Consider the following 25,729-nt stretch of genomic DNA (forward strand, 5'->3'; position numbering starts at 1 on the left):
CGGCAGAAAGAGGGGAACAATGCAAGGAAATATTGATCTTTTGCTGGATCATCCGCTGGGTGCACTGCTGGGTTACTTCACCGTGGCGATTCTCGGCCTGGTGATATTCCTGTCCTTTTTCGAAATGGTGACTAAGTACAACTGCTGGGAAGAGATTCGTAAGGGGAATGTAGCGGTAGCGATGGCAACCGGCGGCAAAATATTCGGCATCTGTAATATTTTGCGCTTCAGCATCCAGGCTGGAGCCTCGATATATGAGACAATGAAATGGTCACTTGTCGGTTTTTTGCTGCTGCTGCTTGCGTATTTCCTCTTCGAATTTCTGACTCCCGTCTTTTCAATTGATGATGAAATTGCAGCAGATAACCGGGCGGTGGGACTTACAGCTATGCTGATCTCGGTTTCACTGTCCTATGTGATCGGAGCGGCTATATTCTGACTTAGGAGTAGAAACTGATGAAAATTCTGATCCGGGTGCTGTTTATTTCCGCCGTCGCTTTTATAGCGGCCGGAATTATTTATTTAGTGGTGAACTGATTCTTAAATGTGAGGTAAGAAGGAGAACGTGAAGATGGAAACAACTGTATGCCCTTGGTGCCATACCGAAATTGTGTGGGACGAGGAATTCGGGCCAGAGGATACCTGCCCCCATTGCAATAATGAGCTTAGCGGATACCGTACAATCACGGTAGGCGTAGATGATCTTGAGGATGAAGAACTGGAAGAAACGCCGGATGCCGCGGAAGATGATGAGATCAGTGATGAGAACTTGTGGGACGACGATGACAAAGAAAGTGTAGTGCCGATCTTCAACACCCTTGACCAGTTTGGTGACGATTATGATCTGAAGCAGTATGAACAGAGCGTAGCAGCGGTTCTGGCGGCACAGCTCGAGGCGCCGGAATGTCCGCAGTGCCATGAACTCCTGGTATTGTCCGGTATACAAAAGGTAACCAGCTTTGAGCCGTCTTCTCCTGAGGCACTGGGTGGACCTGTGCTGAAGGCGCCTTTTTCGCTGAATCTGTATGTATGCCCTTCATGCTTCCATGTTCAGCAGAGTCTGGCACAGGAAGACCGGGCAGGATTTGTGCGTAACCTGAGCAACGGGAATAAATAAGCACTGTTCATAATTCGCCCTCCTTCCGGGAATGATAAGCAGGATTGTTCAGAAGGCAGGGAGGGCGTCGTATTGAAGAGAGCACCACAGAATCAGGCGGTACTGCTGCTTGCGGTGAACGGATTGTATTTGCTGGCCAGTGCTCTGGCAGGTACTTTTTTAAATGTATATTTGTGGAAAAGCCGTCAGGACTACGTCATGATCGGCTGGTTTGCGCTCAGCCAGCAGGTGGCGGTGGGCCTTAGCTTCTGGCTGGCCGGCAAGTGGGTGAAGGAACATAATAAAATGAATGCCCTGCGGCTGGGACTCGCCGTTTCGGGCTTTTTTTATTTGCTGGTGCTGTTGCTTGGCGGGAGAGCCTCCAGTTATATTTGGCCGTTAGGCCTGACCCTCGGATTATCCATCGGCGTATTTTGGCTCGCTTATAACATTATCTATTTTGAAATAACGGAGGCGGATAACCGGGATTTTTATAATGGCTGGATCGGCCTGCTGGGTTCACTCGCCGGGATCATCGGCCCGTTTCTCTCGGGCTGGATGATCTCCAGGCTGCAGGGGGAGCGCGGGTACAGAGTTGTGTTTATGCTCTCCCTGGGTATTTATGCAGCGGCGGCTGTCCTGAGCTTTTTTCTGAAGAAACGCAAAAGTGAAGGCGAATATCTGTGGCTGGAGCCGTGGAGGGAGCTGCGGCGTTCCGGAAGCCGCTGGCGGCCTGTCTCGGCTGCACTGTTCTTTCAAGGCTTAAGAGGGGGAGTCTTCGCTTTTCTGATCGATCTTCTGGTCTACATCGCGGCGCAGACAGAGAGCAAGCTGGGACAATTTGCGCTGATTACATCAGCGGTGTCGCTCATCAGTTATTTCTTGGCAGGCAAATGGTTCAAGCCCCGCTACCGTTCTGCGGGTATGCTGGCCGGGGGGATTTTGCTGCTGGCTGTTATTGTGCCGCTTGTCTGGAAGGTAAGCTATGGGACATTGCTGGTGATGGGAATCGGAACCGCGCTGTTCATGCCGCTATATATGCTGCCGATGACTTCTATCAGCTTCGACCTGATGGGTGAATCAGCGGAAAGTGTTAGTAAGCGGGTTGAATTAGTGGTGCTGCGCGAGCTGAGCCTGATGAGCGGGCGAATACTGGGGATGTTTGCATTTATTGGGGTCTTGTCTGTTAACAGCTCCCAGATGGCGATCATTGTACTGCTGCTTGTATTGGGGGCCGCGCCTTTAGGCAGCTGGATCGTCCTTCGCCGCAAGCTTCATCGCAGCCGCGCCGGCAATATGCAATAATTGAAGCAAGACAAGCTGGAGAGGATTTTTGTATTCATGGCAAAAAAAAGATTGATCGGATTAAGAACTCAGGTAGCATTTATGGGTTCGGCTGTAGTGCTGCTGGTCCTGCTGGTGCTATATATTATTTTTAGTAATCAGATTATTCCGCAGACCCGTCATGCGCTGGAGGATAAAGCGAATGCGATTGCACGTACAATTGCCCTTATGCCGCTGGTATCAGAGGGTTTAAGTGAAGGGCGCAGCAGGGAGATCCAGGCCTATACCTCCAAAATTACCCGCCGCAATGATATTATGTTTGTAGTTGTAATTGATATGAACAGCATCCGCTATTCCCATCCTGATCCCTCTTTAATCGGTAAGTCTTTTGTCGGGGGAGGGCAGCAGGCTGCTCTCCGCGGAGAAGAGAGCATCTCCGAAGGCGAAGGAATGCTGGGTAAGTCTCTGCGTGCCTTTGTTCCCGTGTATACAGGCCAGGGATATCAGGTGGGAGTAGTTGTAGTAGGCCTTTCCATGGAGAAGGTTCAACGTCTGGTGAGGCAAAATGAATGGACGCTTATCGCAATTCTGCTGTCTGGTGCTCTGCTTGGAGCCGGTGGAGCAATCGTTCTCGGCCTGAGGATAAAGCGGATGATCTTCGGCATGGAGCCTGCAGACATCTCCAAGCTCCTGCAGGAGCGTAGTGCTATGCTGCAATCAACACGTGAAGGGATTATAGCAGTGGACCATGAAGCTACGGTCACGATGGTCAACTTGGAAGCAGAGCGGCTTCTTAACACGGCTGGCATTAAGGGGAATGGCATGACCCGCAATATCGCTGATTATTGGCCGGAGCTGGGTCTGGAGCAGGTACTTGCTACCGGTGAACCCAAACAGGACCAGGAGCTTGAGCTGAACGGCATCACCCTGCTCGTAAGCAGTGTGCCGATCCGGGTTAACGGGGAGGTTGCCGGGGCGATTGCCACGTTCCGTGACAAAACCGAGCTGGCTGTCCTGGCGGAGCGGCTGTCCGGCATTTCGGTTTATGCAGATGCGCTGCGGGCAGGCGCGCATGAGTTCATGAATAAGCTGCACGTTATTATGGGAATGACGCATATGGGACTGTATGATGAGCTGCAGCAGTATATCTCGGGGACAGTCAGCAACTATCAGAACGAAATCGGGTCCATCACCCGCATGATTAAGGACCCTGTAATGGCCGGATTTCTGCTGGGGAAGCTCAGCCGGGCACGGGAAGCGGGGATTAATCTGCTGCTTGCGGAGGACAGCTATCTGCCGGAAGCTGCTGATCCGCAGACGATCCATGAGCTGATCACTATCGCCGGCAACCTGCTTGACAACGCAATGGAGGCGTTAGAAGGGCAGGAGGTTAAGGAAATTGAGCTTGCTTTTCATTATGAGCACGGGAGTTTGTGCTGCACGGTGGAGGACAGCGGTCCGGGAATTCCCGAGCTGCTGCAGAAGCAAATCTTTGAACAAGGGTTTTCGACCAAAGGAGAACAGCGTGGGATCGGACTGTACCTGGTGCGTAAAAGTGTAGAGAAACTGGGGGGACGCCTTCAGCTCATCTGCGGTATGGAACCGGGAACTACCTTCATCGCGATAGTGCCATATGCTGTTAAGGGTGAGGAGAATGTATGAATATTAAGGTACTGATTGTCGAGGATGATCCGATGGTCGCGAAATTCAACCGCCACTATCTGGAGCAGGTGGAGGGCTTTGAATTCGCAGGCTGGGCCTCTACGGGTGAGGTAGCGGTGGAGATGCTTGCAGCACAGGTAATTGACCTTGTCCTGCTGGATATATATATGCCCCGGACCAGCGGACTGCAGCTGCTGTCCACTCTCCGTGAGAAGGGGAGTACGGTCGATATTATCGTCATCTCCGCTGCCAGCGACAAGGCCAGCATCCGCAAGGCGCTGCAGCTCGGAGCCGTAGATTACTTAATTAAGCCATTCGAGTTTGCCCGGTTTCAGGCTGCCCTGTCTGCTTACCGGGAGGATTATACCTTGATGAAGCAGCAGGAGCCGCTCAGCCAGCAGCAGCTCGATAAGCTGCTGCGGCATCCGCCTGGAACAGAAGAGGACAAGACGGCAGCACTGCCTAAGGGGCTGTCCGAAGGGACACTGGACAGTATCTGGAACACTATACAGCAACTGGAGAGGCCTATATTTTCAACGGAGGATATTGCGGAGAATGCCCCGATTTCGCGGATTTCTGTGCGAAAGTATCTGGCGTTTCTGAAAGATGCTGGAGTACTCGACATGGAGATCAGCTATGGTGCTGTAGGGAGACCGGTGTACATGTACACGGTTACTCCTGTCGGGCATGACATCATTACGAAATACATCAGCGGCAGCAGCCGTTAAGGGGCCTTCGGGCCTTTTTTTTTTATTTCTGATTCACTTTGTGTGTGCGCGAGTGGTACGGTACGGAATCAAAGGGAAAGGTCCCGTTGATTCCGTCCCGTACGGGCTAAAGGCTGGAATCAGCGGGAAAAATACCTCTGATTCTGCCACGTACGGGCTAAGAGCTGGAATCAAAGGGAAAAGTCCCGTTGATTCTGCCACGTACGGGCTAAGAGCTGGAATCAAAGGGAAAAGTCCCGTTGATTCTGCCACGTACGGGCTAAGAGCTGGAATCAAAGGGAAAAGTCCCGTTGATTCTGCCACGTACGGGCTAAGAGCTGGAATCAAAGGGAAAAGTCCCTCTGATTCCGCCACGTACAGGCTAAGAGCTGGAATCAAAGGGAAAAGTCCCCCTGATTCCGCCACGTACAGGCTAAAAGCTAGAAGCAAAGGTGAAATCCCTCTAGTTCTGTCCCGCACCGGCCACATGCAGTCCCGCTTTGGCCGGTTACTTTAGTTACTAAACGTTTTCTTTAGTTACGTATACTTTCAGGAAGAGGGGCTTTGCCGCTATGATAATTGTGAAAATATGCACAAGGGGGCAGGGTTTACAGATGAAAAAGAAAACAGCAGCCGCTCTTCTTCTCGTTCTCTCCGTTATACTTATTATCGCGGGATGCGGTAACAACAGCAGCAATAGCGCAAGTGAGAGCAAGAGCAAGAACAGCACGGCAACCGCAACTAACGCGCCAAAAGAAACAGAAGCTGTTTCGGGGGCATCCGAAGCAAGCTATACACCGCTCGATCAATTGAAAGATAACTATGACATTATCATTATCGGTGCCGGCGGGGCAGGCATGTCTGCAGCGCTTGAAGCGAAGGCAAAGGGCATGAATCCGGTTATTTTTGAAAAAATGCCGGTTGCCGGCGGAAATACAACGAAATCCTCTTCGGGAATGAACGCTTCCGAAACCAAATTCCAGAAAGAGCAGGGGATTGAGGACAGCAATGATCTTTTCTATAATGAGACGCTAAAAGGCGGTCACGATACCAACGACAAAGAAATGCTCCGTTTCTTCGTTGATCAGTCCGCGAGTGCGATTGACTGGCTGGATTCGATCGGAATCCGTTTGAACAATATTACGATTACCGGCGGTATGAACGAAAAACGTACACACCGTCCTGAGGACGGGTCTGCTGTAGGCCAATACCTGGTTAAAGGTCTGGTGCAAAATGTTCAGGACCAAGGCATTCCGCTGTTTGTAAATGCCGATGTGAAAGAAATTACTCAGCAGGACGGTAAAGTAAACGGCGTTAAGGTCCTGTTTAACCAGGCTGACGAGAAAACGATCACTGCAGCAGCAGTTGTTGTGACCACCGGCGGTTTCGGTGCCAATACGGATATGATCACTGAAGTCAGACCCGATCTCAAAGGATACGTGACTACCAACCAGATTGGCAGCACGGGTGACGGCATTAAGATGATTGAGAAGGTTGGCGGTACGACGGTGGATATGGATCAAATCCAGGTTCATCCGACCGTGCAGCAGGAGAAATCCTATCTCATCGGGGAAGCGGTTCGCGGCGAAGGGGCTATTCTTGTTTCGAGTGAAGGCAAACGGTTCACAAATGAACTGGACACCCGTGATAAAGTCACTGCGGCAATCAATACACTAGCTGAAAAGTCTGCTTATCTTGTATTTGATTCCGGTGTTAAATCCCGTGTGAAAGCCATCGGGCAATATGAGAAAATGGGATTTGTGATCCATGGGGATACACCTCAAGCTTTAGCTGAGGCCATGAAGGTTCCGGCAGACCAGCTGCAAACTACAGTGGACACTTGGAACAGCGCTGTGAAAAATAAACAGGATGCCGAATTCGGCAGAACAACAGGCATGGACAATGACCTGTCCGCAGGTCCTTACTATGCCATCAAAATTGGCCCGGGAGTTCACTACACTATGGGCGGTGTAAAGATCAACACCAATACCGAAGTTCTGGATAAAGACGGTAATCCGATTACCGGCCTGTTTGCAGCAGGTGAAGTAACGGGCGGGCTGCATGGCCAGAACCGGATCGGAGGCAACTCTGTTGCCGAGATTATTATCTTTGGCCGTCAGGCAGGAATTAAATCCGCTGAATTCGTAAAAGCACAATAAGATCCGACTTCTGCAGCGTGCTAACCGGCAAAATGGCAAACACCAGCCGCCAGGGCTCAAAGGAGCCCGGGCAGCTGGTGTTTTTTTAGGTCTGAACTGCAGGAGCAGGGGACGGCTTGGCGGTCCGTGTCAGCGAGAACAGCTCAAGCTCGGGCCGGTATTTGCCGGCAAGAGTATCGGCGAGCAGTTCAGAGGCAATCATGCTATAGACCGTTCCGTTACCGCCATAGCCTTCAATGAAATAACAATGGGGGAACTCCGGATGCGGCCCCACATACGGCAGCCCGTCGCGGGTGGAGCCGAAAACTCCCCCCCAGCAGTATTCCACTTCTACTCCCCTGATTTCCGGGAACAGCGCTTCAAGCTCTTCCAGCAGCCGCCGGCTCTGTGAAATAACTCGTACCTCCCGCCGTTCCGGAGTCGTCAGCTGCTCATCTTTGCCTCCGGCAATAATGCATCCGTCCGGGGTTGTGCGGAAATACAGGTAAGGCCGGGCCGTTTCCCAGATCAGACTTTGTTCATGCCACTTGGGAAGCTTTTTTAGGGGCCGGGTCTTCATAGCATACGTGTTGATCAGCTTGGCCCCCCGGTCTTTTTTCATTTCCTGTGTCTCATACCCCATCGCAAAAATCACATGTTTAGCAAAGATCCGCCCTTGGTCAGTGTAACAGGTAACTCCTTCCGCGCTGAACTCATAATGCCGGGCTTTAGTGTGCTCAAATATGTTAACTCCGCGGGAATGTGCCTTGCTGATCAGGCTGTGGACAGTACGGAAAGGGTTGGTTTCCGCATCACCACTGGAATACAAAGCCGCAGGCTTGGAAAAAGCGTAATGGGCACGCACCTTGTCCTCATCCCAGAATTCTGCGTCAAAGCCGTGTGCCGTCAGGGTTTCGTATTCCTGCAGAAGTAGAGGAACATCCTCGGGAGTGCTCGCATACAGCAGGGAGCTGCGGGGAATAATCAGCGGATCGATGTCCAGCTGGTCCGGCAGCTCCAGAATCTTGCCTAAGGCCCTCTTGCACAGCTTATAGAACAGTACCCCTTGTTCTTCACCGAACGTGTTGATGCAAGAGGTCAGCGACTTGTCATTGGCGATTTGCAGAAGGCCGGTGTTAGCGTGGGAGCTGCCGTTGCCGGTAGCCCTTTTATCAATCAGGACAATATCTGCCCCGCTGAGGGATAGACGGTAAGCGGTCATAGCTCCGCCCATACCTGCGCCGACGATCAGACAATCGCAGGTGATATCTCCTTCCAGTGAAGGATAAGCCGGCGGATTAGGTAATGTCGATTCCCAGGGCAGCTGCCCGCTGATCAGGTTCATCTGTTGATCTCTCCTTAATGAGATTCCGGTAGGGTAGTATTGGCGGAGATGCCTGTTCTAATACAACGGCCTTCCTCCAGTTCATAATGAGGCCGGGCTGTTCCAAAAAGCACATAAAGCATAGGCTGCCGCGGCATAATAAGAACTGCTTGTACAACTAGAAGGAGGGAATTCAGAACATGCAATCAACCCAAATGCAGGCACTCAGCGGTAAAGAGCTGGAATACATCTCAGACTCCATTTCCAACGAGGATTTGCTCATTAAGCAGCTGGCTGCTACCGCAGGTACGACCCAGAACTCTACGGTTCACCAGATTTGCGTTCAGCAAATCCAAAGCCACTCTCATCACATGAGCACGCTCATTCAGCTGCTGCAGCAGCACCAGCAATATGCGCCGACACAGCCTCAATAATCAGCTTTGCATGCAATCCAGTCCAAACAAAAATAGGAGGTAATGCTAGTGTACGCACAAAACGGATCGGCATTTATGGCAGATGAGGACCTGCTGACTATGATTCTGGATGACCTGAAACGGACAGTACGCGAGTATACGACAGCGGCTACCGAATCCAATTGTCAAACCGTGCGCCGGGTCTTCAATGACTTGACCATGGATACACTGCGTATTCAGGGGGATCTGTTCAACCAGATGTCTCAGATGGGATTCTATCAAACACCAGACAAAGCCCTTCGCCAAGCTGTGGACAAGCAGATTCAAAGCGCCCAGCAAACGCAAGCAAAATGCCAGCAGTTCGTACAGCAGAAGACAGGCGGGGCCGGAAATTATACTCAGGCGGCAAATGTACCGCTGCACCAGGCAAATGTGCATAGCCAAAACTCTTACTATATGTAACCCTTCTCCCCTTGAGGTGAAGCACCGCAAGGCAATGCTTCGTCTGTAAAAAGATAGGGGTAATCCGTCCGGCGAAATTTTTCTAAGGACGGTGTTTAAGGTTATTGATGTGATGACCCCGCCCCGGCGGGGTTATTTTGTTTGCAGAGCGGACCGTTTCATGTCATATTAGTATTAAACTCTTTTCGCTATTGCCGCGCTGATTCAGAAAGGCGGCTAACGCGAACTATCCGGGGGGAAGGCATGAAGGAAATGGACGAATTGAAGCGGAAAGTGCTGGAACTGCTCAAGGAGGACGCTCGAAGCTCTACGGCGCTGATGGCGACCCTGCTTGGAGCGGAAGAAGAAGATATTAAGACCGTTATCGCGCAAATGGAAAAGGACCACGTTATTGTGAAATATGCTACTGTTGTGAACTGGGATAAGGTGGACGACGAGCGGGTAACCGCGTTGATCGAAGTACAGATTACTCCGGAACGCGGCCGCGGCTTTGAGGGTATAGCCGAACGGATCTACCTGTATCCGCAGGTGAAATCGGTCTATTTAATGTCAGGGGCATATGATCTGCTGGTGGAAGTGGAAGGACGCAACCTCCGTGAGGTCGCTAATTTTGTCTCTGAGAAGCTCTCCCCGATTGATTCTGTACTCTCGACCAAAACCAACTTTACGCTCAAAAAATACAAACAGGACGGTATCATCTTTGAAGAGCATGAAGAGGACAATCGTCTGCTGATATCTCCGTAAAGGAAGTAATCATATGATCACGAATAACCAGAAGCAAACCGGAGAATCAGGTAAATCCATGAATTCGTATCTGGCACCGCTGGTTCAGCAGATCCAGCCGTCGGGTATACGCAAGTTTTTTGATCTGGCGGCAGGGAGTAAAGACATCATCTCACTGGGTGTCGGCGAACCGGATTTCAAGACGCCATGGCATGTCAGGGAAGCTTGTGTGTATTCGCTGGAAAGAGGCTTTACCGGCTATACCTCAAATGCGGGTATGCCGGAGCTGCGCGAAGGCATAGCGAATTATCTGCATTCACGGTTTGCAGTAGAGTATAATCCTGCGAACCAAATTATTGCGACGGTTGGCGGCAGTGAAGCGATCGATCTGGCGCTCCGCGCCTTAATCTCGCCTGGTGATGAAATTCTGATTCCCGAGCCTTGTTATATTTCTTATTCTCCGATTACTGCAATTGGCGGCGGGATACCGGTCGGGATTGAAACCTTTGGCGAGAATCACTTCAAATTGACGGCAGAAGCGCTTGAAGCGAAAATTACGCCGCGTTCCAAGATTCTGATACTCTGTTATCCAAGCAATCCGACAGGAGCGATTATGAGCCGGGAGGATTGGGAACCGATTGCCAAGGTTGTGGAGAAGCATGATCTTATCGTGATTTCAGATGAAATCTACGCCGAGCTGACCTATGGAAGCAACCATGTAAGCTTCCCTTCGCTTCCGGGCATGATGGACCGGACGATTCTGGTCAGCGGCTTCTCCAAGGCCTTTGCTATGACCGGATGGCGGATGGGATATGCCTGTGGCCATCCTGATCTGATCTCTGCCATGCTGAAGATCCACCAGTACACCGTCATGTGCGCCCCTTCCATGGGCCAGGTTGCCGCCTTGGAGGCTCTGACCAACGGCATGGAGGAAAAGGACCGGATGACCGATTCGTACAACCAGCGGCGCCGTCTGATTGTCAAAGGCCTGCGTGATGCCGGATTGGACTGTCATGAACCGCAGGGCGCGTTTTACGCTTTTCCGAGCATCCAGCGGACCGGACTTACCTCCGATCAATTTGCTCAGCGACTGCTGCTGGAGTATAAAGTTGCCGCTGTGCCGGGCAGCGTATTCGGCTTAGGAGGAGAAGGCTATCTGCGCTGTTCCTACGCAACCTCCGTATCGCAGCTGAATGAAGCCATCGAACGGATAGGTGCTTTTGTCTCACAGCTGGAACGGGAACGGACGGAATATGACGGTTAGGAGCAAGTAAATCGGGCTATAGCGGATATCTCTGCTTTATGGTATTATTTTACTTTAAGAACAAGAAACACCTGTATTTATTTACATGGAACTCTTATTCTGGTAACCAGGCGATTGCGCAAAATGGGAGACTCCTTATGCTCCTGGGCAATTAGCAATAATCCATTAGGAGGGATGACCAGTGCTCATCGGCGATTATTACTTGCCTTCCTACAGCGGGGATTGTTATCCGGGAAGCGGCCAACGCTCCTCGGACACTGATGCTGCTGCCCGCAAGCTTTCTCTGGAACATGAGATTCTGATCCTGCGCAGCAGGATGGAGCAGCTCTTCATGCAGGAGCAATCCTTCACTTCGCAGCATGTGATCGAAATCAGCTGTCTGCTGGATCTCAAAATCAATGAATATATGAAGGAATCATACCGCAGCCTCTAGCTGTGGATATCTTTTGACCAAGGGCCCCAGGGCCCTTTTTTTTGTGCTGATACATAGATCCGGATGGTGATGCATACCCTTGAGCCTCCTTTGGCGGGACTGATGAAGGTTTATTCCCCCTATTACCCATAGACCGTGAGTATACATAAGAAGTCCGGCATTCCCGCGCCCAGGCAGTTATTGACATGGCAGAAATGCCGGGCTTTATTTGCCTAATTTGCACCGTTGCGATTAAACTATACTTATATGATTTGAGTGTGAGGGGGAGGAAGAACACCATGGCGATTTATACGCGTACGGGAGATAAAGGAGAGACATCAGTGATCGGCGGCCGGGTAGGCAAGGACGATGTCCGCGTCGAGGCTTACGGCACGATCGATGAGCTCAACAGCTTTGTAGGGCAGGCCCGCAGCCTGATGGAGGATGACAGCTTCACCGATGTGCGTGAGCAGCTGCTGGAGATTCAGCATGAGCTGTTTGACTGCGGCTCGGATCTGGCTTTTGTGAAGCTAAGCGAGAATAAATTCAAGGTTAAAAGCGAAATGGCTGAGCGGCTGGAAGGCTGGATTGATCAGCTCCAGGCGGAGAATCCGGTGCTGGAACGGTTCATCCTGCCGGGCGGAAGCCAGTTATCTTCTGTGCTCCATGTTTGCCGTACAGTCTGCCGTCGTGCGGAACGGCGTGCGGTTACCCTTGGACGGAGTGCCGATATCAATCCGGAGGCGGTCATCTACCTGAACCGGCTGTCGGACTATTTCTTTGCGCTCGCACGGACGGCAAATACACGGCTGGGGATTGCTGACGTAGAATATGTGCGCAGTAAAAAGGTGTTCCGCAACTAACATGAGCAGCTACTATTCACCGATTACGTATATAGTGCCGCCGCAGGAAGACGGCTGGCTGCTTAAAACCATCCTGCAGAAACGGATGGATGTCTCCCGCAAGCTGCTGTCCCGGCTCAAGATGACGGAGCAGGGCATCATGCTGAACGGAGAACGCGTCTATATCAGTGTCAGAGTAAACAGCGGAGACCGGGTGGAGATCCGCATGGAGCAGGAAACATCGGAGGATATTCTGCCGCAGGATATCCCCTTTGATATTTTGTATGAGGATGAGCATTTGCTGGTGGTAAATAAAGCCGCAGGCATCATTGTGCATCCGACGCATGGACATTACACGGATACGCTGGCGAACGGAGTAGTGCATTACTGGGCGGCAAAAGGGGAGCGGTACCGTTTTCGTCCGGTTCACCGCCTGGATCAGGAGACCTCCGGAGTGCTGGTGATTGCCAAGAATCCTTACAGCCACCAGCATATTTCCGAGCAGATGATTGCCGGCACGGTAGACAAGCGTTACGCCGCCTTCGTGCACGGCGTGCCTGCGCTTCCTGCGGGTGATATTGACGGTCCGATTGACCGGGACCCGGCAGAGCCGCACCGGCGGATCGTGACGCCGGATGGTTATCCCTCCTTGACCCGGTACGAGGTTAAGGAGGTTTTCCCGGGCCGCGCAGCCCGGGTCGAGCTGAAGCTGGAGAGCGGACGCACCCATCAGATCCGGGTGCATATGAGCTCGATCGGCTGCCCGCTGATCGGCGACGGCATGTACCGCCATCGGCTGTACGGCCGGGGGCCGGTGGAGGCGGAGCTGGAGGCCGAACTGTTGCCCCCAGCAAGGGAAGAGCTGACGCCGGAGGAAGCGGCGCAGCTTGCCCGGATCGCCGAGCTGGATGCGGCGATCCCGCGTCAGGCGCTGCACGCGGTGCGGCTCTCGTTCAAGCACCCGGTAGGGCTTGCGGAGCTGGTCTTCGAAGCGCCGCTGCCGTCTGATATGGCGCTGCTGCAGGAGAAGCTGCGGCAGGAGCAACTTTAATTTAATACCGAAGGAGTCAGTTATGAGTCACTTAAAAGTCTATCAATACCCGAAATGCAGCACATGCCGGAGTGCAGTGAAATGGCTGAAGGATCAGGGCCATGAGCTGGAACTGCAGCATATTGCCGAGCAGCCGCCTACAGTAGAGGAGCTGCGTGTGCTGGTGGCGAACAGCGGACTTCCGCTGAAGAAGTTTTTTAATACAAGCGGGGAAGTTTATAAGGAACTTGGGCTGAAGGACAAGCTGGCGGGTCTCAGTGAAGATGAACAGCTTGAGCTGCTGTCCAGCCACGGAATGCTGATCAAACGTCCGGTAGTGACAGACGGCAAGAAAGTCACCGTCGGCTTTAAAGAAGAACAATACGGCGAAGCCTGGAGCAACGCCTAATCTGATTGAATATAAGGAGAGGTTACACATGAGTTCAGCAACAACGGGCCGGGTAATGATCGTCGATGGAATGGCTCTGCTGTTCCGGGCCTTTTATGCAACCTCGTATGGAGGATATATCCGCAAGACAAAGGCCGGTCTGCCGACCAATGCGGTGTACGGGTTTTTGCAGTATTTTTTCGACGCGGTGAGCACGTTCGAGCCTTCCCATGTTGTCTGCTGCTGGGATATGGGCAAAGGCACCTTCCGCACCGAGAAGTATGACGGTTATAAGTCTAACCGGATAGATGCACCGCTGGAGCTGATTCCGCAGTTTGATCTGGTCAAGGAAGTAGTGGCCGAGCTGGGTGTACCGAATATCGGGCTTGTGGGCTATGAGGCGGATGACTGCATCGGCACACTGGCTGCCTGCTACGGCGGGGAGTCTGAGGTTTACATCCTCACCGGTGATCACGATATGCTGCAGCTGGTCAATGACAACGTCAAGGTCGTCATTATGAAAAAAGGCCGTTCCAACTATAAGGTGTACGATCCGGCGGAGCTGCTGGAGGAAAAAGGACTTACGCCCAGACAGGTCATTGACCTGAAGGGCTTCATGGGCGATACGAGCGACAATTATCCTGGCGTAAAAGGCATCGGCGAGAAGACAGCGCTGAAGCTGCTGACCGAATACGGCACCGTCGAAGGTGTAATTGAGAATCTGCATCTGCTGCCGAAGGGGGTACGCTCTAAGATTGAGGCAGATCTGGACATGCTGCATTTGTCGAGGGAGCTGGCTGAAATCCGCTGTGATGTGCCGGTTGTCTGCACCCTGGCTGAATGTATGTGGGAGCTGCAGCGTGAGACGGCGGCGCGCAAATTTCAGGAGCTGGAGTTCGGCAGCCTCATGCATCTGATCGGTGAGATGGGCGGCGGGGTGCGTGATGAGCGGGGCATTGTGCAGATTGAACTTGGGGATCTGGGTTAACGCTAGACATGCCCAAAAAGCTTGCCGGATTCAGGCATGTCCGTTTCATAATATTGTTCTGACAAAAAAAAGCGCTTTTGGACTGTTAACGGTCCGAAGGCGCTTTTTGAATGTGGAGGACAGATTCAAGCTATCGGTTGGCACACCAATAGCATCATACCAGACTCAAATGATGATCCCCTCGCAGTGATCGACCTCGTGCTGAATGATCTGCGCGGTCAGGCTGGTGAAAACCTGTTTCTGCTGCTTGAAGTTACGGTCTAAGAACTCTATCTCAATGCTCTGATAACGGATAGTCCTCCGTACGCCTTCAAGTGAGAGGCAACCTTCCTCTGTTTCATAAGGCTGGGTACGCTTGGTGATGACCGGATTGATCATGGGTACGTTCACTGGCCCGATGCTGAACACAATGATACGCTTGTTGACACCGATCATGTTGGCCGCCATACCGACACACCGGTCTGCATTTGCCCGGAGTGTATCCAGAAGGTCATCTACAACCTGCATATCCTCCCTGGTTGCCGGAGCGGACCGCTGGCTTAAAATGTTCATATCTTTACAAATAGGTCTGATCATCATACTCTCCATGTCTGCTGTATTTTGTTGTTAGCTGTCCCTGTCATAATATCATCTGGAGATTAGTCAGGACAATGAAATTAATCTTTTCCGATATGCAAAGGGAGCTGGGACTTTCATCGCTTCCCGAACCCATGCATAGCGTCAGGAGTGCTTCATATAAAGATTGACGAATAAGAAGAATCTTGATTATAATATTAATATTGCTATTAAATGATTAATATATTCATTAACTTTTAAGGGAGCGATAACTAAATGGCTAAACGCATGGTACTGAACACGGACATCCGCAAAGGAACCATTAACCGCAACATCTACGGACATTTCGCTGAACATCTGGGACGCTGTATCTATGAAGGCATCTGGGTGGGCGAAGATTCGCCGATTGCCAATACAAAGGGTATCCGCAACGATGTTGTGGAAGCGCTTAAGGAAATCAAGATTCCGGTGCTGCGCTGGCCGGGCGGCTGCTTTGCGGATGAATACCACTGGAAGGACGGCATCGGTCCGCGCGAAGGCCGCAAACGGATGATCAATACACACTGGGGCGGCACAGTGGAGAATAACCATTTTGGCACCCATGAATTTATGGAATTATGCGCCATGCTGGAATGTGAACCTTACATTAACGGCAATGTAGGCAGTGGAACCGTGCAGGAAATGTCCGAATGGGTGGAATATTTGACGTTTAACGGAGTTTCACCGATGGCTGAGCTGCGCCAGGAGAACGGACGCGAGGAGCCTTGGAGTGTGACTTATTTTGGCGTGGGGAATGAGAACTGGGGCTGCGGCGGAAACATGCGTCCAGAATATTACGCCGATCTGTACCGCCGTTACCAGACGTATGTCCGCAATTATGGCGACAATAAGATTCACCGTATCGCCTGCGGTGCGAATGCAGATGACTATAACTGGACAGAAGTGCTCATGCGTGAAGCCACCCGGTTCATGGATTCGATCACACTGCATTATTACACGCTGCCAACAGGGGAATGGCATAACAAAGGCGCGGCTACCGGTTTTGAGACCAAGGAATGGTTCTCTACGCTGGAGAAGGCATTGCACATGGATGAGCTGGTTACCCGTCACAGTGTCATTATGGATAAATATGATCCGGAGAAGCGCGTTGGCCTGATCGTCGATGAATGGGGAACCTGGTATGATGTCGAGCCGGGAACCAATCCGGGCTTCCTCTACCAGCAGAATTCCATCCGCGATGCACTGGTTGCGGGCTTGACACTGAACATTTTCCACAAGCACAGTGACCGGGTGCGGATGGCTAACATTGCCCAGACGATCAACGTGCTGCAGGCTGTAATTCTTACCGAAGGGGAGAAAATGATTCTGACGCCTACCTACCATGTTTTCAACATGTATAAGGTGCATCAGGATGCAGAGCTGCTGGATTTGGCGCTGGAGAGCGGAACTTACAGCTTCGAAGGACGCGAAATTCCGGAGGTGTCGGCATCTGCTTCTGTTAACTCAGAAGGCGTGATTCATGTCAGCTTGTGCAACCTGAACCATGCAGCAGCAGCCAAGCTTCCGCTAGAGCTGCGCGGACTTGCCGGGCAGGCGGCAGAAGTGACCGGAACGACACTTGCCGGAACGACAGTCGATGCCCATAATACCTTCAGTGAGCCGGAAGCAGTAGTGCCACAGCCGTTTACCGCCTTCCAGCTGGAAGACGGCGTCCTCAGCCTGGAGCTGCCTCCAATGTCGGTTACCGTACTGGAAATTAAGCCGAAGGCTTAAGTCGGAGATCTAAGATGAGTACAACATCTGCCTGCAAAGGCTGCCGGGATGATTACAAAGTGACTGAGACACAGATAGCCCGGATTCTGGCTTCCCCGATGTTCACGCCGGACAATACAGCGCCGGAAGAAGTATACGCGGCCCGCTTCGCTCTGTGCTCCGCGTGTCCCAAGCTTCAAGACGGCGTGACCTGTACCGCCTGCGGCTGTATTATTCCGGTCGTCGCCCGGCTCAAAGCACGCGGCTGCCCGTTGCCGGGAGGCGGGCTGTGGCAGCCTGTCGTTGAATAAACCGCTTGGGTGAAGCCACGCGATGAATAAGCTTAACCTGTGCATAAGGATTTCCCGCTGCACGAGGCACAATAGAACAGCAGCAGTCATGGACGATTGACAATGTCCTTGGCTGCCGCTGTTTTTTTGTGTATTATTCGGCTGCTTCAGCCGGATCTGCGGGGCTGGCGCTGTCGGTATAGAACAGCTCAACGACCAGATCGTCGTTATAATTGCCGAATCCTTTGCCGAACAGGGTGAGGCCGCCGATATGTTCAGCATCGTCATCTACCGAGAGACGGAAGGTCCATTGCTTGTCCCTGATGCCGACTTGCTCAAGCGTAATGTCAGACAGCTTAAGGCCGTCCATGAATGTTCCTTTAGGTGTAATGCGCAGCTGCTTGAGCAGGCCGTATTGATTGGTATACGCAGGCCACCATAACGGTGTGTATTTCCCCAGGCGGTCACCGTAGTCTCCCGGACTTGTCCAATAACCCAGTTTATGGCCATTCAGGGTGAAGGCGATGTCTGACGGCCAATTGTTATTGGTAGAAGGGGCTTCGGAGGCAATCTCCATTGTAATGACGAGCTCCTCCGGCTGCTGGCTGGTTAACAGGAAGTTCGGGATTTTGTATTCGACATAACCTTTTCCAAACCAGAGTATACCGGCATTTACCCGTTCCATATCCCAGAAATAACGCGGGTCGTCGAAGTTGCCGATCACCTGCTCCGTAGTCGCCAGCCCGCAGGTGGGTTCGATCTGGAAATCGGAGTAGTGGCCGACAGGGATCTCCTTGCGGTAAGCCTTGCGTTCGGCCTTAACCTGTGCAGGGAAGATGATTTCTACATTCTCGGCAGCAAGTGAACAGATCTTCTGTAAACCGCTTCGTCCGGGAGCCATGTGGGTGCGGATTAGCCCGGCAGCCTCCAGTTTGCGCACATGCATCGTCATAATCGCGCTGCTGAGATTAACTGCTCCAGCCAGCTCCTTGACGTTCATGGATTGAACCGCAAGCAACCGGAGCATATGAAGGCGTACGCTGCTGGATAATGCTTCGTACACCGGTAAAGAGTCTTCGGTAAGATCAAGTTTCATGGAGAACCTCCGGTTCATGTTATATAGTTAATAATTATATTATTTAAATGTGTTAGGTACAAGCTAAAAGGCAAGAATGGCACTTCACTTTTATCACAGACAAGGTCTGGCGTGGGCCTCTATAATGGATTGGAAAATTAGCGAAGAAACAAGGTGCCCTTGTCAGGCGAGGGGTAACAGGGAATCGGGTGAAACTCCCGAGCGGTCCCGCCACTGTAAGAAAGAGCTGAACTTCAGGATGTCACTCGGCAAGGCTGCCGGGGAAGACGAAGATTTGGCGTTTGTATTTCGAGCAAGGAGACCTACCTTGTTGGCGCATACCACGACTCTACGCGGATAAGAGCGGTGTACGAACGGGTTAATGAAATAGAGGCCGGGCAGCTTCCGCCGCTGACGGGAATCCTGAGATTTGTTGCGGTATCAGCCGGAATAAGCTGCTGTATTGCATTTCTGTGAAGGTTCCGGGCTGTAGCAGACCGACATCCTCTTTTGCATAACTGATGACGTACATAGCACTCCCACCCCTAAGGGCCGGGAGTTTTTGTTATGGACCAGGAAAATGGCGTTGGCGCATGTTCTGTCTGATCTACATATGAACGGGGGAAAAAGAATGGAGAAACAAGGAAAGCTGCTGATCATCGGCTTTGGCCCCGGTGCCCTGGAACAGATTACAGGCCGAGCCCTCGCTGCGATTGAGGAGAGCGAAGCGATCATCGGTTACAACACTTACGTCGAGCTTATTAAGCCGCTGCTGAAGCATCAGGAAATTGTCGGCACAGGGATGACCGAAGAAGTGAGCCGGGCTCAGGAAGCGGTGCGCCGGGCGGAGGCGGGCCAGACGATTGCCGTCATCTCCAGCGGGGATGCCGGCGTGTACGGAATGGCCGGACTGGTCTATGAGGTGCTGATGGAACGCGGCTGGAATCGTACAGATGGTGTGGAGGTTGAGGTAATCCCCGGAATATCGGCGATTCAGTCCTGCTCGTCCCTCCTCGGAGCGCCGATTATGCATGATTCGTGCACGATCAGCCTAAGTGACCATCTGACTCCATGGGAGAGCATTGCCGCGCGGGTTGATGCAGCGGGTGCTGCGGATTTTGTCATTGCCTTTTATAATCCGCGCAGCGGCAAGCGGACGCGCCAGATCGAGGAGGCGCGCAGTATTCTGCTCCGCTACCGGGATCCGGCCACACCGGTAGGCATTGTCAAGAATGCCTACCGGGACCGCCAGCAGGTCGTTGTAACGACGCTGCAGGCGATGCTGGAGCATGAGATCGGCATGCTCTCTACAGTCGTGGTAGGCAACTCTGCTACCACTGTGTATGACGGCCTGATGGTGACGCCGCGCGGTTATGAGCGCAAGTACAATCTTGGCGCGCAGACCCAGGCGCTGAAGCCTCATGAGCGGCTGCGGACCGCAGCGGAGCCCTGGTCGCTGGCGGCTGCAGCGCAGAGCACTTCCGGCAGCGGCGGGAGCTGCGGCATTGCGGACAGCAGTGCCCCTGCTGTCCTGCAGAATATGCCCCGGGCGAATGCTTCTGCTGTATTATCGGCAATTGAGTTTGAAACGGCCGGACTTGAGGTTTCACCGGGGCTTGGCAGCCGGAGATACAGCAGTACCCAGCTGCATCTGCTGGCAAAGCTTGCAGGCGATGAAGGTCAGCTTGTGTCTTTAAAGGACGGAGATTTTGTCCTGCGCAGCAGTCACTGCGGTCAAGAGGAGATTGCGGATAAACTGGCTGCTGCCGGGCTGAATGTCAGCCGGCCGGGTGATTTTGTAAAAGTGAAAACCTGCGGGTTCTGTGAGTTCAGAAAAAATGAAGGTCTTGGAGCAGCTATCCGCCTGCATGAGCGGCTTCATGGGCTTGCTGTCCCCCGAGGGCTACAGATCAGTGTTGCCGGCTGCGGCATGGCCTGCAGCTCGGCGGTACTGGAGGATATCGGCGTCGTGTACTCCAGAGGCAGCTATGAGCTTTACCTTGGTGGGAAGAAGACGGGCCGGGGGGCACATGCAGGCAGCCTGGTTCGTGAAGATATGAACGAGGATGAAGCTGTCGAAGCGGTAGCCGCTGTTGTAGAGCAATACCGGAATAAAGGAAAGGCAAACGAGCGTTTTTTTTCTTTTTTTGAGTCGATGGGCAGCGTGGAGAGCGGAGTATGGGGAACTGGGCAAGCGGATAACACAAGCTGGAGCGGAGAGAAGAACAGGATGACCCAAAAAACAATACTGCTTGTAGGCCATGGCAGCCGGATTGAAGAGGGCAATGAGGAACTGCGGAGTTTTACAGCTCAGCTTGCTGCCCGTAAGCCTGAGCTGAACATTGAAACCTGCTTCATCGAATTGGCTTCTCCTTCAATTGCCGGAGGGATTGAACGATGTGTAGCCGGCGGTGCCGGGGTGGTGTATGTTGTGCCGATTATTTTATTTGCGGCAGGACATTTCAAGCTGGATATCCCTCTGGCGATTGACCAGGCTAAACGCAAATATCCTGAAGTGGAGTTTGTTTACGGACGCCCGGTTGGAGTGCAGGAGAGAGCGGTGGACATTTTGCTGGACCGGATCTCAGAGGCAGTTCCTCTGACACTGAGGGATAAACCTATGACAGACACGGTAGCGGCCGAGGATACTATTGTGCTTGTCATGGGCCGAGGCGGGAGCGATCCCGATGCAAACAGTGACTTTTACAAGCTGGCAAGGCTGCTGTGGGAGCACACTGCTTATAAAAGCGTTGAGAGCTGCTTCATCGCCATTGCCCGTCCATCGCTGAACGAGGGCCTGGAACGCTGTCTGGCACTGGGTGCGCGTAAAATTGTAGTGCTGCCGTATCTGCTCTTCACCGGAGTGCTGATGAAGCAGTTTACAGAGAGGGTCGCAGAGTTTGCCACAGCGCATCCGGAGGTCGAGGTGGAGCTCGGCAGCTATATCGGCAATCATCCGCTGCTGGCGGATATGCTCGCAGAGCGTATTGAGGAGACGCTGGAAGGCAAGTCCTTCGCCAACTGCGATAACTGCAGATACCGGGATGCAGCAGGATTGCATCACCATCATCATCACCATCATGGTGAAGAAGGACACGGGCATGACCATGGGTATGGACACAACCATCAGCCTCATCATGCTGATGAACATGACCCGCACCATGGTCACGATCATCATCACAGGCATTCCCATGCACATGATCATGAACATGATGAATCTGTTCCAGCGGCTGCTTCAGGCAGCCCGAAGGAGCTGTAACCCGATGATTTTGATGCTCTGCGGGACAGGCGACGCGCGGGAGCTGGCGCTGGTCTTGTCACGCCGGGGACTGCCCCTGCTGGCCTCGGTAGTGACTCCAAGCGCGGCGGAACGGCTGGAGGAGGCTGGAATCCGCACCAGGACCGGGCCGCTGGATATGCAGGGGATGGTCACTCTTTTGGAGGAAGGTAATTATCGTGCTGTGGTGGACGGCAGCCATCCCTTTGCGCTTGAAGCACATGCCAATGCTATCCAGGCTGCAGCAGCGCTGGGATTGCCTTACTACCGCTATGAGCGGCGGAGTCTTGCGTTTGACAGCCATCCGAAGCTTATTCCCGTGCATTCCTATGAGGACGCGGCCCTTACAGCGAAGGCGATAAAAGGCTCGGTGATGCTGACGACCGGAGGCAAGACACTGGAGGTTTTTGCGCAGGTGCTGCTGGGTGATCCAGAGGTGCGTCTGACGGTCCGGCTGCTGCCCTGCCTGGAGAATATAGAGAAATGCCTGAGACTGGGGATTGAACAGCGGAATATCATTGCGATTCAGGGACCTTTTTCGCGGGAAATGAACGAAGCAATGTTCCGGCATTACGGTACACAGGTCATGGTTACTAAGGAAAGCGGCGCACAGGGAGCTGTGGATGAGAAGCTGCGTACAGCGCTGGATATGGGGCTATACGTCATCCTCATCAACCGGCCGCAGCTGTTGTTTGACGGGAATGGCGGAGTGTATGACTCCTTTGATGCGCTGGCAGAGGCGGTCCAGGCTGAGCTAACGGACAAGCCGGAGTACCGTGCGGTTAAATGCTGAACAGGTGGAGGAATGAAGAGAAAGGGGAATGGACATGGATTTCGGGACGGAGTTTAAGCCACTGACGGTACAGCCGCAGGAAATAGAAGGTCTGAGCTTCCAAATGATTACGGAGGAACTTGGCGGGCATGATTTCAGTGCTGAGCAGTATCCGGTAGTGCAGCGGATCATCCATGCTTCGGCCGATTTCGAGCTGGGGCGGAGTCTGGTGTTTCATCCCCGGGCGATTGAAGCGGGAATCACCGCGATCCTGCAGGGAATGCCGGTTATCGCTGATGTGCGGATGGTGGAGGCGGGCATCGCGAAAGAGCGGATTCAGCGTTATGGCGGGGAAGTCCGTGTGCATATTTCGGATCCGGATGTTATCGAAGAAGCCAAGGCGCTGGACCTGACCCGGGCGATTGTCGCCACACGCAAAGCCTGTGCGGCTGCTCCGGGAGGAATCTATGTCATTGGTAATGCGCCAACGGCCCTCCTGGAATTGATACGTCTGATCAAAGAAGGTACAGCCCGGCCGGGTCTTGTAATCGGCATGCCGGTCGGCTTCGTATCCGCTGCTGAATCCAAGGATGAGCTGCGCAAGCTGGATATTCCTTATATAACGAATACCGGTCGCAAAGGCGGCAGCACTATAGTTGTGGCAGCAGTAAATGCCCTTAGTCTGCTGGCCGACCGTCAGGCTGAGGGGAAATAAGCAGCCATGACCGGAGAGAAAGGAATGGACGGGCAAGCGGCGGCTGGGAGTCCGGCTCCGATACGCCGGGGCTATACGACTGGTGCCTGTGCAGCAGCAGCAGCCAAAGGGGCGGCACTCCTGCTCATAACCGGTGAAGCACCGAATAGCGTAGAGCTCTACTTACCAGCGGGATTTCATCACCGCTTTGAATTGACCGGCTGCGAGCGCCAGGGTGACATTAGCGCGACCAGCGCAACAATTAAGGATGCCGGGGATGATCCCGATGCGACACACGGGGCGTGGATTGAGGCTACGGTGAGCTGGCTGGATCACCCCTCCATCGAGATTGACGGCGGAACCGGCGTCGGCCGGATAACAAAACCGGGCCTGCCGGTGCCAGTCGGCGAAGCGGCAATCAATCCGGTACCGCGGCGGATGATCATGGAGGCTGTCTCCGAGGTGCTGGAGGAACATGGTGCAGCGCGCGGACTGCGGGTAGTTATCAGTGTCCCCGAAGGCGAAGCGATTGCCCGAAAGACACTCAACCCGCGGCTCGGCATCCTGGGCGGCATTTCCATTCTTGGTACGCGCGGCGTAGTAACTCCGTTCTCTACCGAAGCTTATCAGGCGAGTATCGTGCAGGCGATTTCGGTTGCCGCTGCTTCCGGGAACGGCCAGCTGGTATTGACCACCGGAGGCAGCAGTGAAAAACATGCGCAGGCGATGTTCAATGAGCTTCCGGAGGAAGCTTTTATCCAAATGGGTGAATATGTAGGGTTCTCACTCGGCCATGCCAAAGCTTACGGATTTCAGAAAGTGACGCTGGTGGGCATGGCCGGTAAATATTCCAAGGTGGCGCAAGGTGCGATGCTGATCCATTCCAAAAATGCGCCTGTAGACTTCGGCTTTCTCGCCGCCGTTGCCGCTGAAGCAGGGGCTGATAAACGGCTGGTACAGGAGGTTGCAGGCGCAAATACCGCCTCTCAGGTCGTGGATCTGATGACCGAGGCGGGGCATTTAGATTTTTTTGAACAGCTGTGCCGTCATGCCTGCATGCAATGTCTGAAGCAGGTGAATGGAGGCATGACAGTGGAGATGGTGCTGATTACGATGAAGGGCAGGCTGCTGGGGAGGGCGGAGATCCGTGGATAAAATAATATATGTCATCGGCATTGGTGAAGACGGCGCCGGCGGACTGACGCCGCAGAGCCTGAGCAGAGTGCAGGAGAGTGAAGTACTGTTCGGCGGGGAACGGCAGCTGTCGTTCTTCAGCCGGTACAGCGGGGAGAAAATCGTCCTGCAGGGTGGACTGGAAACCTTTGCCGACAAGCTGGAGGGGCTCTATAGAGAGCGTCAGACGGTGGTGCTTGCCTCCGGAGATCCGCTCTTTTATGGAATCGCCGGCTTTCTGGTCCGGCGGTTCGGGCCGCAGCATGTTGAGGTGGTTCCGCATTACAGCAGTGTGCAGCTTGCCTTTGCCCGGCTTGGCGACAGCTGGCAGGATGCGGAGCTTGTCAGTCTTCACGGGCGGCCGATAGAGGGACTGGCCCAGCGGATTGACGGCAGACACAAGGTGGCGCTGCTGACCGATCCGGTTAATAATCCGGCGGTTATTGCTGCCTATTTGCTGGAGTTCGGGATGCTGGAATATGAAGCCTTTATCTGTGAGCGGCTGGGCGGTCCCGAAGAAGTCTGCCGGTTCTGGGAGCTGGATGAAATGGCCCGGCATGACTTTGCAGCGCTAAATGTAGTGATTCTGCGCCGGAAGCCGGAGAGCACTGCAGGTAGGAGGCGCGGGTTTGCTTATCCGGATGAAGCGTTCGAGCAGCGGAAACCGGAGAAGGGGCTGATCACAAAGCGCGAAGTACGCGCTCTGGTGTTGTCCGAGCTGAATCTGGCGGAGAATGCGGTAGTCTGGGATATCGGCTCCGGTTCCGGGGCAATTGCTGTGGAGTGTGCGCGGATTGCCCGGTTCGGCAGGGTTTTTGCATTGGAAAAAGAACGGGTTAATCTGCCGAACATGGAAGCGAACCGGCGGAAATTCCGCGCCGATTATACGATTGTTCACAGCAAGGCGCCGGAGGGGCTGGACAAGCTGCCCGATCCGGATGCTGTATTCATCGGCGGCAGCGGCGGTGAGCTTGCCGATATTATTGCACAATCGGCTGGACGGCTGCGGCCGGGCGGAGTGATTGTCGTTGCTGCGATCACGATTGAGACGCTATATGGAAGCATGGAGGCGCTGAGGGCGGCCGGTCTGAATCCGGAGGTTACGCACCTTCAGGCTTCACGGGGCAAGCCGATTATAGGCATGACAAGGCTGGAAGGGATGAATCCGGTCTATGTGGTCAGCGGGACAAAAGCCGAATGCTAGGCTGCACCCGGCTGGAATTGGCGGAGTACAACACCAATCGATCATAACTGCTTGGGAGTAGTTCAATATAAGGAGGAGCGAGGATGAGCAAAATGGAGCAGGAGACACAGCCGCAGTTTGCAGGCGTGGACAATTCAGCTGGAACACAACGGGCCGAGGCAATGGAGCAGACGACAAGCGCAGGATATAGGCTTCTAGAGGAAG

General features: G+C 53.3%; 25 protein-coding genes, 1 pseudogene and 1 riboswitch. Of the genes and pseudogenes, 23 read left to right on the forward strand and 3 right to left on the reverse strand.

What is annotated here, in order from left to right; all coding sequences use genetic code 11:
* Positions 1 to 19: 19 nt before the first annotated feature.
* From JRJ22_RS07730 to JRJ22_RS07755, 6 genes are all read left to right on the forward strand, one after another.
* Positions 20 to 439: a DUF350 domain-containing protein gene (locus tag JRJ22_RS07730; protein ID WP_206103938.1), complete on the forward strand. Its 420-nt coding sequence runs from the start codon at positions 20 to 22 to the stop codon at positions 437 to 439.
* Positions 440 to 571: 132 nt separating this feature from the next.
* Positions 572 to 1,117, forward strand: coding sequence for a hypothetical protein (locus tag JRJ22_RS07735; protein ID WP_206103939.1), 546 nt, complete (start codon positions 572 to 574; stop codon positions 1,115 to 1,117).
* Positions 1,118 to 1,189: 72 nt separating this feature from the next.
* On the forward strand, positions 1,190 to 2,401 hold the full coding sequence (locus JRJ22_RS07740; RefSeq protein ID WP_206103940.1) for an MFS transporter: 1,212 nt from the start codon (positions 1,190 to 1,192) through the stop codon (positions 2,399 to 2,401).
* A 36-nt stretch (positions 2,402 to 2,437) separates the two neighbouring features.
* On the forward strand, positions 2,438 to 4,042 hold the full coding sequence (gene dcuS / locus JRJ22_RS07745; protein ID WP_206103941.1) for a DcuS/MalK family sensor histidine kinase: 1,605 nt from the start codon (positions 2,438 to 2,440) through the stop codon (positions 4,040 to 4,042).
* Positions 4,039 to 4,770 (forward strand): response regulator, encoded by a 732-nt coding sequence (locus JRJ22_RS07750; protein ID WP_206103942.1) that lies wholly within the window; start codon positions 4,039 to 4,041, stop codon positions 4,768 to 4,770. Before dcuS ends, JRJ22_RS07750 begins: the two co-directional genes overlap by 4 nt.
* A gap of 593 nt (positions 4,771 to 5,363) precedes the next feature.
* A complete protein-coding gene (locus JRJ22_RS07755; RefSeq protein ID WP_206103943.1) occupies positions 5,364 to 6,908 on the forward strand; it encodes a flavocytochrome c in 1,545 nt (514 codons plus the stop codon).
* A gap of 85 nt (positions 6,909 to 6,993) precedes the next feature.
* Here the strand turns inward: JRJ22_RS07755 and JRJ22_RS07760 are convergent, their stop codons facing one another.
* On the reverse strand, positions 6,994 to 8,232 hold the full coding sequence (locus JRJ22_RS07760; RefSeq protein WP_206103944.1) for an NAD(P)/FAD-dependent oxidoreductase: 1,239 nt from the start codon (positions 8,230 to 8,232) through the stop codon (positions 6,994 to 6,996).
* A 179-nt stretch (positions 8,233 to 8,411) separates the two neighbouring features.
* Between JRJ22_RS07760 and JRJ22_RS07765 the strand changes: the two genes are divergently transcribed.
* The 9 genes from JRJ22_RS07765 to JRJ22_RS07805 all read left to right on the forward strand — a co-directional run bounded on the left by JRJ22_RS07765 (position 8,412) and on the right by JRJ22_RS07805 (position 14,733).
* The gene (locus JRJ22_RS07765) at positions 8,412 to 8,645 is read left to right on the forward strand and encodes a hypothetical protein (RefSeq protein ID WP_206103945.1); all 234 of its coding nucleotides are present in this window, start codon (positions 8,412 to 8,414) and stop codon (positions 8,643 to 8,645) included.
* A 48-nt stretch (positions 8,646 to 8,693) separates the two neighbouring features.
* Positions 8,694 to 9,086 carry a spore coat protein gene (locus JRJ22_RS07770; protein WP_206103946.1) on the forward strand — a complete coding sequence of 131 codons (393 nt, stop codon included), beginning with the start codon at positions 8,694 to 8,696 and terminating at the stop codon, positions 9,084 to 9,086.
* 243 nt (positions 9,087 to 9,329) lie between these two features.
* Positions 9,330 to 9,830 carry an Lrp/AsnC family transcriptional regulator gene (locus JRJ22_RS07775; protein ID WP_054941998.1) on the forward strand — a complete coding sequence of 167 codons (501 nt, stop codon included), beginning with the start codon at positions 9,330 to 9,332 and terminating at the stop codon, positions 9,828 to 9,830.
* A gap of 13 nt (positions 9,831 to 9,843) precedes the next feature.
* Entirely contained in the window at positions 9,844 to 11,073 is a 1,230-nt protein-coding gene (locus JRJ22_RS07780) for an aminotransferase class I/II-fold pyridoxal phosphate-dependent enzyme (RefSeq protein WP_206103947.1), read from the forward strand.
* 181 nt (positions 11,074 to 11,254) lie between these two features.
* The gene (locus JRJ22_RS07785) at positions 11,255 to 11,506 is read left to right on the forward strand and encodes an aspartyl-phosphate phosphatase Spo0E family protein (protein WP_206103948.1); all 252 of its coding nucleotides are present in this window, start codon (positions 11,255 to 11,257) and stop codon (positions 11,504 to 11,506) included.
* Between the two features lie 278 nt (positions 11,507 to 11,784).
* Entirely contained in the window at positions 11,785 to 12,348 is a 564-nt protein-coding gene (locus tag JRJ22_RS07790) for a cob(I)yrinic acid a,c-diamide adenosyltransferase (protein WP_206103949.1), read from the forward strand.
* 1 nt (position 12,349) lies between these two features.
* A complete protein-coding gene (locus tag JRJ22_RS07795) occupies positions 12,350 to 13,378 on the forward strand; it encodes an RluA family pseudouridine synthase (RefSeq protein ID WP_206103950.1) in 1,029 nt (342 codons plus the stop codon).
* Positions 13,379 to 13,400: 22 nt separating this feature from the next.
* Positions 13,401 to 13,766, forward strand: coding sequence for an arsenate reductase family protein (locus tag JRJ22_RS07800; protein WP_206103951.1), 366 nt, complete (start codon positions 13,401 to 13,403; stop codon positions 13,764 to 13,766).
* Between the two features lie 28 nt (positions 13,767 to 13,794).
* Positions 13,795 to 14,733, forward strand: coding sequence for a 5'-3' exonuclease (locus JRJ22_RS07805; protein ID WP_206103952.1), 939 nt, complete (start codon positions 13,795 to 13,797; stop codon positions 14,731 to 14,733).
* A gap of 165 nt (positions 14,734 to 14,898) precedes the next feature.
* Here the strand turns inward: JRJ22_RS07805 and JRJ22_RS07810 are convergent, their stop codons facing one another.
* On the reverse strand, positions 14,899 to 15,321 hold the full coding sequence (locus JRJ22_RS07810) for a peptide deformylase (protein WP_332461370.1): 423 nt from the start codon (positions 15,319 to 15,321) through the stop codon (positions 14,899 to 14,901).
* 243 nt (positions 15,322 to 15,564) lie between these two features.
* Here JRJ22_RS07810 and JRJ22_RS07815 point away from each other — a divergent pair, with 243 nt between their 5' ends.
* Together JRJ22_RS07815 and JRJ22_RS07820 are read left to right on the forward strand one after the other, a co-directional pair.
* Positions 15,565 to 17,061 (forward strand): alpha-N-arabinofuranosidase, encoded by a 1,497-nt coding sequence (locus JRJ22_RS07815; RefSeq protein ID WP_206103953.1) that lies wholly within the window; start codon positions 15,565 to 15,567, stop codon positions 17,059 to 17,061.
* Positions 17,062 to 17,075: 14 nt separating this feature from the next.
* A complete protein-coding gene (locus tag JRJ22_RS07820; protein ID WP_206103954.1) occupies positions 17,076 to 17,351 on the forward strand; it encodes a DUF6171 family protein in 276 nt (91 codons plus the stop codon).
* A gap of 133 nt (positions 17,352 to 17,484) precedes the next feature.
* Here JRJ22_RS07820 and JRJ22_RS07825 read toward each other — a convergent pair whose 3' ends face one another.
* Positions 17,485 to 18,426, reverse strand: coding sequence for an ArsR/SmtB family transcription factor (locus tag JRJ22_RS07825; protein WP_206103955.1), 942 nt, complete (start codon positions 18,424 to 18,426; stop codon positions 17,485 to 17,487).
* 134 nt (positions 18,427 to 18,560) lie between these two features.
* A riboswitch (cobalamin riboswitch) is annotated at positions 18,561 to 18,750 on the forward strand.
* A gap of 286 nt (positions 18,751 to 19,036) precedes the next feature.
* Between JRJ22_RS07825 and cobJ the strand changes: the two are divergent.
* The 6 genes and pseudogenes from cobJ to cbiE form a co-directional block, all read left to right on the forward strand.
* Positions 19,037 to 20,554 (forward strand): annotated as a pseudogene (gene cobJ / locus JRJ22_RS29690) (precorrin-3B C(17)-methyltransferase); the annotation flags it as partial.
* 81 nt (positions 20,555 to 20,635) lie between these two features.
* A complete protein-coding gene (locus tag JRJ22_RS29695; protein ID WP_206105032.1) occupies positions 20,636 to 21,664 on the forward strand; it encodes a sirohydrochlorin chelatase in 1,029 nt (342 codons plus the stop codon).
* A gap of 4 nt (positions 21,665 to 21,668) precedes the next feature.
* A complete protein-coding gene (cobK, locus tag JRJ22_RS07840; protein WP_206105033.1) occupies positions 21,669 to 22,475 on the forward strand; it encodes a precorrin-6A reductase in 807 nt (268 codons plus the stop codon).
* A gap of 34 nt (positions 22,476 to 22,509) precedes the next feature.
* A complete protein-coding gene (locus JRJ22_RS07845) occupies positions 22,510 to 23,169 on the forward strand; it encodes a precorrin-8X methylmutase (RefSeq protein WP_206105034.1) in 660 nt (219 codons plus the stop codon).
* 6 nt (positions 23,170 to 23,175) lie between these two features.
* On the forward strand, positions 23,176 to 24,303 hold the full coding sequence (locus JRJ22_RS07850) for a cobalt-precorrin-5B (C(1))-methyltransferase (protein ID WP_232381068.1): 1,128 nt from the start codon (positions 23,176 to 23,178) through the stop codon (positions 24,301 to 24,303).
* Positions 24,296 to 25,525, forward strand: coding sequence for a precorrin-6y C5,15-methyltransferase (decarboxylating) subunit CbiE (cbiE, locus tag JRJ22_RS07855; protein ID WP_206103956.1), 1,230 nt, complete (start codon positions 24,296 to 24,298; stop codon positions 25,523 to 25,525). The genes JRJ22_RS07850 and cbiE overlap by 8 nt, the downstream gene beginning before the upstream one ends.
* Positions 25,526 to 25,729 lie beyond the last annotated feature (204 nt).

It is taken from the genome of Paenibacillus tianjinensis (assembly GCF_017086365.1).
Taxonomy (GTDB): domain Bacteria; phylum Bacillota; class Bacilli; order Paenibacillales; family Paenibacillaceae; genus Paenibacillus_AQ; species Paenibacillus_AQ tianjinensis.